4 protein-coding genes are annotated in these 6,240 nt (G+C 64.7%); 3 read left to right on the top strand and 1 reads right to left on the bottom strand.

The features are described 5' to 3' along the window. Positions 1 to 77: 77 nt before the first annotated feature. The gene (locus VGQ94_08875; protein ID HEV2022629.1) at positions 78 to 416 is read right to left on the bottom strand and encodes an STAS domain-containing protein; all 339 of its coding nucleotides are present in this window, start codon (positions 414 to 416) and stop codon (positions 78 to 80) included. 226 nt (positions 417 to 642) lie between these two features. Between VGQ94_08875 and VGQ94_08870 the strand changes: the two genes are divergently transcribed. Genes VGQ94_08870 through VGQ94_08860 form a run of 3 tightly spaced genes read left to right on the top strand, consistent with a single transcriptional unit; the run spans position 643 to position 6,145 of the window. Further along, entirely contained in the window at positions 643 to 3,072 is a 2,430-nt protein-coding gene (locus VGQ94_08870) for an efflux RND transporter periplasmic adaptor subunit (protein ID HEV2022628.1), read from the top strand. A gap of 32 nt (positions 3,073 to 3,104) precedes the next feature. After that, a complete protein-coding gene (locus VGQ94_08865; GenBank protein HEV2022627.1) occupies positions 3,105 to 3,992 on the top strand; it encodes an efflux RND transporter periplasmic adaptor subunit in 888 nt (295 codons plus the stop codon). Further along, a complete protein-coding gene (locus tag VGQ94_08860; protein HEV2022626.1) occupies positions 3,989 to 6,145 on the top strand; it encodes an HlyD family efflux transporter periplasmic adaptor subunit in 2,157 nt (718 codons plus the stop codon). Before VGQ94_08865 ends, VGQ94_08860 begins: the two co-directional genes overlap by 4 nt. The last annotated feature ends 95 nt before the right edge of the window (positions 6,146 to 6,240 follow it).

The following is a 6,240-nucleotide window of genomic DNA, read 5'->3' as shown; positions in this document are numbered from 1 at the left end:
AGGCGCGGGCGGTCCGTGGGCGGTCTGCAGGAGTTTTTCTGAGAGAGCGCTTGCGGGTCCTGGGGCTGGCCGGGCGCCTAGCCGAACGACTCGACGGCCTGAGCCTGGTCATCGAAGACCTCGAACAGGTTGATCAAGCCGACGATCTTGAGCGTCTGCACCGCCAGCTTCGAGGGCTTGACCAGCTTGAGCGCCCCGCCCCGCTGTTTGGCGGAGGTGAGCGAGCGCACCAGGACACCGATGCCGCTGGAATCGATCATGGGCACCGCTCCCACGTTGACCACGATCTGGTTGTCGCCGGCGTCGAACAACTGCTCGATGGCCTGGCGAAAGCCGTCCACCGACTCGCCGATCTTCAAGTCCCCGCGCAGCTCGATGACATGCACGCTCCCGTATTTTCTAACGCTGATGTCCAACGTTGGCCTCCGCTATTGCACCGACGGCTTTCGGGCTCCGCTCGCCCCCCTCCCGTCCAAAAACGGGCCGAAGCGGCGAAGCGAGCGCGTTGACACCCGAGTAACCGTTTGTTAGAGTGCCCGCACAAATTAAGAGAACCACCGGAATTTTGCAAGTGCGTAGTCTCCCTGCGCCCCGTTTTGATAACTAACCCGTACCCTGGCTAGCAACTGAAGGAGCCGCTCGATGGCGACTCAAAGACCGGGTTTCGCTGTCCCACTGGCCGAATTCGCCGCCGGTCTGCTGTCCGAACGCGAGGTCACCCCGCGCGCCCGCCTGACCGCGCATCAGGTGGCGGAGATGCTGCCCGGAGCGGCGGTGGTAGTCTATGCGGTAGAGGACCAAGCGGCGCCGGCCTGGAGCGCCAAGGCCGCGGAAGGCGAGGTCCAGGTGGCCGTGTCCGGGGTCGAATTCGGCGCGGGCACCCTGGGAATCATCGCGGAGAAAAAGGAAGCGCGCATCTTCCCCGGCGGCGAACTGACGCGCGAGCAGTACTCCCACCTGAACCTCCGCCGAACCGTAGCTTCGCTGGCCTACGTCCCCATTCTCCTGGAAGAGATGCTGCTGGGCGCCATCGAGATCATCCACTACGACCGGCCGGTCACAGAGTCCGAGATGGCCCAGGTGGCGGAGGTCGCGGAGTACGCCGCGCTCGCCCTGGCCACCGGCATCGCCTACGAGACCGAGCGCAATACGCAGCTGGAATCCATCACCCGCATCGCCCAGATGTATGACCTGGAGAAGGTGTTCAACGGCACCCTGGAGATGGACGACCTGCTGCCCGTGGTGTGCTCCAAGTTCCAGGAGGTGATGAACGTCCAGGCGGTGAATCTGTGGCTGGTGAGCGGCGACGGCCTGCTGCTGATCAACCGGGCGGGAGTGGATCCGACCGTCGAGGTGGGCACCACGCTGAAGGGTGGGGAGGGCATTGCGGCGGCGGTCTCCGATTCCGGCGAGGCGGTACTCATCGACTCCGCCGATGACGAGCGCCTCACCCAGCGCAATGAGGACGTCGAGGAGGGGCAGATATTCTCCTTGGTGGCGGCGGCGCTGCTGGAGCAGGGCAAGCTGGTGGGAGTGGTGGAGGCCATCAACCGCAGCGACGGAGAGCCCTTCGACGAGGACGATCTCTTCCTGCTGACCAGCATCAACGAGACCGCGGCCAGCGCGCTGAAGAATGCCAGCCTGCTGCAGGCCGAGCGCAAAGTTGAGATTCTGGAGACCCTGGTCCAGGTGAGCAAGGAGATCACCTCCACCCTGAACCTGGAGCGGGTGCTGCAAGCCGTAGTCACCGGACCCAGCGCCGTCATTCCCTACGAGCGCGCTTCCATCGCCCTGGAAGAGCGCGGCAAGATCCAGGTGAAGGCCATCTCGGGCATGACCGAGATCAACCCCTCGGACCCCGACGTGAAGCGCCTGAACGACCTGCTGCAGTGGGCCTCCCTTTCCGCGCAGGAGATGTTTATCGTCCAGAAAGACGGCGAGGTCGACGACCCCCGGCCGGAGACACGGGAGAAGTTCAAGCGTTACTTCGAGGAGAGCGGCGCGCGCGCCTTCTATACCCTGCCCCTGGCCGACGATCAGGGACGGGTGGGGATCCTGGCCTTCGAGAGCAGCGACCCCGATTTCCTCTCCGAAGCCCACCTGGAAATGATCAAGGTGCTGGCGGGCCAGGCCACGGTCGCCGTGCGCAACGCCTCGCTCTACCGCGAAGTGCCCTTCATCGGCATCCTGGAACCCTTCCTGCAGAAGAAGCAGCAGTTCCTGGCCATGGAGCAGCGGCGGCGGCGGGCGATGCTGGTGATTGCAGGAGTGACCCTCCTGGGCCTGATCGTAGTTCCCTTGCCCATGCGCGTGGATGGAGTGGCTACCGTGGCCCCGGCGCACATGGCCAAGATCCAGCCCGAGGTCGAGGGCGTGGTGGCCAAGGTCTACGTGCGAGAGGGCGACCCGGTAACGCGGGGCACCGTTCTCGCCGACTTGGAGGACTGGGACTATCGCGCGGCCCTGGCGGCGGCGGAGGCCAAGCGCAGCGAGGCCGTGGCTTTGGCCAACCGCGCGCTCGCGTCCAACGACGGCACCGCGGCCGGCATCGAGCGGGTGCAGGCGGACTACTGGGCCGCGGAGGTGACGCGGGCCCGGGAGCGTCTGGATCGCACCCATCTGCGCTCTCCCATTGACGGAGTGGTGGTCACGCCGCGGGTGGAAGACCTGGTGGGCCGTCACCTGGAGTACGGCGACACCTTCGCCGAGGTCGCCGATACCCGGCGCGCTACCGTGGATGTGTCCGTGGCGGATGAAGACGTGGCCCTGCTGGAACCCGGCGAAGCTGCCGTGGTGAAGCTGGGTGCCTTCCCCACGCACACCTTCCGAGGAAAGCTTGAGGTCATCAGTCCCCTGAGTCAGGTGGAAGAGGAGCACCGCGTCTTCTTCGCTCGCGTCACGGTCGCCAACGAGGACACCGACGCGCTGATGCGGCCCGGCATGCAGGGGCGCGGCAAAGTCAATGTCCGTACGGGCTGGTATGCAGCGGGTTGGCGGCCGGCAGGCTACGTGCTGTTCCGCCACACCGCGATGTGGATGCGCTTCAAACTGTGGTCGTGGTTTGGTCTGTAGATACCGGGGAACGAATTCTGGGGAGGGCTAGCGTGGCAAAGCGTGTGGCAATCACCGTATTCCTTGCGGCGAGCCTGGTGACCTGGCTGGGTTGCGGCGGCTCCAAACCCGCCCCGGCGACCGCTGCGGCCGCCAAACCCGCCCCGGCTCCGGTTGCGCCGCAAGAGAGCACCTTCGTGGCCTCCGGGCCCATCGTGGTGGAGAACCAGGTGGACGTCCAATCGCAGCGAGAGGGCGTCGTCGCAAAAGTCAACGTAGACGCGGGAACGATGGTGCGCCAGGGACAACTTCTGGCCACGCTCGACGACCGGCAGATCACCGCCGACAAGGAAGCGGCCGACGCCAAAGTGCGCAGCAGCGCCGCCGACCTCAAAGGCTGGGAGGGCGAGGTCAAGGTGCTAAAGTCCGACCTGGAGCGCGCCGAAAAGATGTGGGAGGCGCAGCTCATCACCAAGCAGGACCTGGAACACGCCCGCTTCAAAGTGGAAGCGGACGAATCTGAAGTGGAGCGGGCGCGGGAGAACCTGCACAACGCCCAGGCTACGGCGAAATCCCTGGCCCTGGAATTTGGGAAAACGCGCATTCAGGCGCCCTTCAATGGCGTAGTCGCCCGGCGCTACGTGCGCGCGGGCCAGCAGGTGGCCATCGGGGACCGGCTGTTCTGGGTGACCGCGGTGGGGCCGCTGCGAGTGAAGTTCACCTTGCCAGAGCGCTTTGTGGGCCAAGTGAAGAAGGGCGATGAACTGAGCGTCACCGCGGGCGCGGGCGACCAGCAGAAACACACCGCCAAAGTGATCCAGGTAAGCCCGGTCGTCGATCCCTCGAGCGGCACCATCGAGGTGCTGGCGGAGGTGATGGGAGCCGCCGCTGACTTGCGTCCGGGCATGACCGCCAACGTGATCCTGCCCAACCCGAAATGAACCTCACCGAAGCCCTCAACACCGCGCTTCCGGAGATCCCCGCACTCAGTGGCAAGGAACGCTATCCCAAGCTCCATCCCAAGCTGGTGGGCCGGGAGCAGGAGGAAGAGGGAAAGACGGTCATCACCGCCGTGGTCTCCGGCAAGAGCTGGCTCTACCAGTTCTCCCCGTCGGAGTGGGAGCTGGTGCAGCTGTTCGACGGAGAGCGCTCCTACGAGGAAGTCTCCGACCTGTTCGCCGAACAGCACGGGATCCGCTACGACCCGGGCGAGATCCGGGAAATGGCGGCGAATCTCGACACCATGGAGTTCTGGTACAAGACCCCGCAGGAGCTGAACACTACCCTCACTCAAAAGCTAGCCGACGAGCGCAGCCAGCACACCAAGAAGAAATCCAAGTACGGGGACGTCTCCCACCTGCAGTTCTCCGCCTGGGACCCGGACGAGTGGTTCGACAGGATCCTTCCCTGGCTGGAGTTCACCTACACTCGCTGGTTCACCCTTGTCACCCTCTTTGCCTTCGCCTTCATGACCTACGTGTTCATCGACCGCTGGGCGGAGATCGGCTACGACACGCTGCAGTTCTACAATTTCACGGAAAAGGGTTTCTGGGACATCGTCGAGTTCTGGTTCCTGGCCTGCGGCGTGCTGTTCATTCACGAGTCGGCGCACGGGCTGACCTGCAAGCATTACGGCGGCCACGTCCACCGCATGGGCTTCCACCTGATCTACCTGACGCCAGCATTCTTTACCGACGTCACCGAAGCTTGGGTGTACGCCAACCGCTGGCAGCGAGTGGTGACCATCGTCTCCGGCGCCTGGTCAGAGATGATCATCTGCGCCGTGGCCACCGCCGTCTGGTGGGGGACGCCCTACGGCACCTTCGTCCACGATTTTGCCTACAAGCTCATCCTCATCACCGGACTTGGGGTGCTGTTCTTCAACTGGAATCCTCTCATCAAGCTGGACGGCTACTACCTGATCACCGAGATCCTGGCCCTGCCCCAGCTCAAGGAAGATTCTACCGCCTACGTGACCGGCTGGGTGAAGAAGCACATCTGGCGCCTGCCGGTGGAGGTGCCCTACGTTCCCAAGCGCCGCCGCGTGGGCTACGTGGTGTACGGGATCCTTTCCGGCATCTACAGCTATTCCCTGCTCTACGTGGTGGCGAAGTTCGCGGGCAATATCGCCGGCGGCTTTATCGGGCCGGAGTGGGCCTTCATTCCGGCGATCGGGGCCGGGTACATGATCTTCCGCTCCCGCATCACTGTATTGGTGAGGTTTATGAATACGCTATATCTGGACAAGAAAGATCGCGTTCTGGCCCTGGCGACGCCCCGAAACAAGCTGATGGCGGGAGTGGCCCTGGGGCTGCTGCTCGTCCTTCCCATCTGGCGGGAGACGGTCGAAGGCCGCTTCCTGCTCGAACCGGCGAACCGCGCGGTGCTGCGCGCCGCCGTCCCGGGAACGGTAGTGGAGGTGAATGCGGTCGAGGGGAAGAAGGTGGCCGCAGGAGAGACCTTGCTGAGGCTGCGCAACCTGGGCCTGGAATCGGAGGCCGGCAAGACGCTGGCGGACTCCCGGATGGCGGCCGCCCGCGCCACCGATGCGCAGCTTCGCTACGCCGCCTTTGGCGTGGCCGATCGCGAGCGCCAGCAACTGGCCGAGCGCAGCCGGTTGCTGCAGCAGCAGGTCGCCATGCTGGCCATCTCCACTCCCATCGGAGGCCAGGTCATGACCCCGCGCGTGTCAGACCGCATGGGCTCTCGCGTCGAACCTGGGACCGAACTGGTCGAAGTAGCAGACCTTTCCACTTTGCGGGCCCGCATCTATCTGCCAGAGTTCGCTGTTCGCAAGACCCAGGTGGGCGCTGATGTCCGTCTGCTCCCGGACGCGGGCGTGATCTCCATCTCCGGAAGGGTCCAGTCCCTGGCCCCCGCCTCATCCGACATGGCGGCCGGGCTGAGCGAACACGCCCAGTACCGGGGGATCCGTCCGCCGACGTTCTACGCGGTCACCATCCAGGTAGAGAATCCGAAGGGCGAGCTCAAGGCGGGCATGGCTGGAACTGCTCTGCTCACGGCCGGCCGTCGCAGCCTCGCCGGGCTGGCGGCCGAGGCGGTGTGGGACTTCGTTCGGCGCAAGGTTTGGTAGAACCGGAACCCCGCATCCAATAAAAAGAGGCCGCGTAAGCTACCCGCGACCCCTCCCCCTTGTTTACAACCTCGTTGAAGCTACGGCTGGCTGAT

The sequence above is a fragment of the Terriglobales bacterium genome (assembly GCA_035937135.1).
Lineage (GTDB): Bacteria > Acidobacteriota > Terriglobia > Terriglobales > Acidobacteriaceae > DASYVL01.
Note: the sequence above shows the minus strand (reverse complement) of the source record. Positions and strands in the feature narration are given on the sequence as shown.

Bases quoted from the DNA above. Each gene is read 5' to 3' on its own strand.
- VGQ94_08860 (HEV2022626.1), top strand. From the start codon at position 3,989: ATGAACCTCACCGAAGCCCTCAACACCGCGCTTCCGGAGATCCCCGCA.
- VGQ94_08870 (HEV2022628.1), top strand. From the start codon at position 643: ATGGCGACTCAAAGACCGGGTTTCGCTGTCCCACTGGCCGAATTCGCC.